This window comes from Pseudomonas sp. JL3 (assembly GCF_031570575.1).
Lineage (GTDB): Bacteria > Pseudomonadota > Gammaproteobacteria > Pseudomonadales > Pseudomonadaceae > Aquipseudomonas > Aquipseudomonas cucumis.
In genome coordinates, this window is sequence record NZ_JAKWJK010000051.1 from 1 (window position 1) to 2053 (window position 2053).

The following is a 2053-nucleotide window of genomic DNA, read 5'->3' on the forward strand; positions in this document are numbered from 1 at the left end:
GTTGGCGCGTTCATTCAGCTCGCGATAGCTCAGACACTGTTCACCCCGCAGCACCGCCGCTGCGTCCGGCGTGCGTTGCACCTGGGCCTCGAACAGCCCGTGGATGGTCTGTTCCTGCGGGTAATCCGCTTCGGTGGCGTTGAACGTCACCAGCAACTGTTCACGTTCCACTGCCGACAAAATCGGCAGACGATACAACGCCGCCTGAGGTGTCTGTTCCAGTGCTTGCACCAGCGTTTCCAGCGCCGTGTGCATGTAGGCGCAAACACGCTGCGCGCCGACCTGCGGTGCAACCAATACCGTCAGGTTAAAACCGTTGCCCAGGTCATCGACGTTCAGCGTCAAGGGGTAGTTGGTGCGTTCTTCACCGCCAAGGACATCAATGCCGCGCCACGCCTCCAACGCTTGCGCCGAAGCCGCGCTCGTGGCGCTGTGTCTATAGTTGAGCAAGGCACTGAACAGCGGCAATGGCGCCGCCACACCGCTGCAACGTTGGGCCAATGCCAGCGAGGCATGTTCGTGGCCGAGCAAGGCCGTCAGTCGTGCATGGGTCGTCTTGACTCCGGCGCGCACGCCTTGAAGGCCCACGTCCACCCGCAATGGCAAGGTGTTGATGAACATCCCCAACGCGCGGTCAGCCCCCTCACCGCCCTGCATCCGGCCCATCATCACCGTGCCGAACACCACCTCCTGCTTGGCGCAAACCTTGCCCAGCACCTGCGCCCATGCCAGGTGCACCAGGCTTGCGGCACTCACCCCCAACTGACGCGCCTGTGCCCGCAAACGCAGGTCCAGTGCCGCGGCTACAGACTGGGTGTGTTCTTCAATTTCGCGTCCATCACCCTGCACATCCTGCAAACCGAACGGCAGCGTCGGCTCGTCGATATCACCGAGCATGTCGCAAAAGAACACCTCATGCTCCTCACGGCTGACGCCCAATCGTGCCTGCGCCACGTAGTTGCGATACGGCACGGCCTCGGACAGTTGCGCAGCCTCGCCGAGCAGATACGCCTGCATCTCGTGCTGCACCACTTCCATAGCCGTGTGGTCCAGTGCCATGTGGTGAAACAACAGCGTCGCGACCAACCGATGATTGGCATCGTCCTGCCCATAGGCCAGGCGCATCATCGGTGCCTGACTGACATCCAGACGGTGATGTCGCGGGTCAAAGCGATTGCGCAACTGCTCGGCGGCGTCGCCTGCGGCCAGATTGAGGTCGACCTCTTCAAGGTGCAGTTTCGCCTCGCGCCAGACCACCTGCGCGGGTGATTCCAGCCCATCCCACACGACACCGGTGCGTAGAATGTCGTGGCGATCGATCACCCCCTGAAGCGCCAGAACGAACGCGTCGAGGCGTTCGCGGCTGTCAAAGGCAAACTGCGTCTGCAACACGTACGGATCGCCCTGCTCGGCGGCAAGGTGGTGATAGAGGATGCCTTCCTGCAACGGCGCCAGTGGATAGATGTCCTGCACATTGCGGGCGCCACCCGGCACCGTCGCCACGAGGCGGTCAATGGCCTCCTGGGTCAGGCTGGCCAGTGGCAGCATGTCCGGGGTGATGCGTTCGCAGTCCGATGGAATCAGGTTCGCCGGAACGTTCACTTCCCTGCCGCTGCCGACCGCCGCCGCCAGCGCGGCCAGGGTCGGCTGGCTGAACAGCACCCGCACATCGGCGCTCAAACCCGCCTGACGCATGCGTTCGATCAGCGTGACCGCCAGCAGCGAATGGCCGCCCAGTTCGAAGAAGTGATCGTGGCGGCCGACCCGATCGACCTTGAGCACCTCGGCCCAAAGCTGCGCCAATGTCTGCTCGACCTTGCCCAGCGGCGCCTCATAGGCACGGCTGGCGTAGGCTTCGTCGTTCGGCACCGGCAGCGCACGACGGTCCAGCTTGCCGTTGGCGGTCAGCGGAAACGTATCCAGCACCACGAAAGCACTCGGCACCATGTACTCGGCCAGCGATGCGACCAATTCAGTGCGCAAATCCTGTACCGACAAGGTGACGCCCTGCTGAGGGATCACATAGCCGACCAGGCGTTTTGCCCCGGGCTCG

The 2053-nt window shown here is 63.4% G+C and carries 1 protein-coding gene; it reads right to left on the bottom strand.

The genetic code is table 11. The annotated features are described in order from the left end of the window. Nucleotides 1–2053: condensation domain-containing protein (locus MMG91_RS28720; RefSeq protein ID WP_310661445.1), on the bottom strand; the 2053-nt coding region annotated here is incomplete at both ends.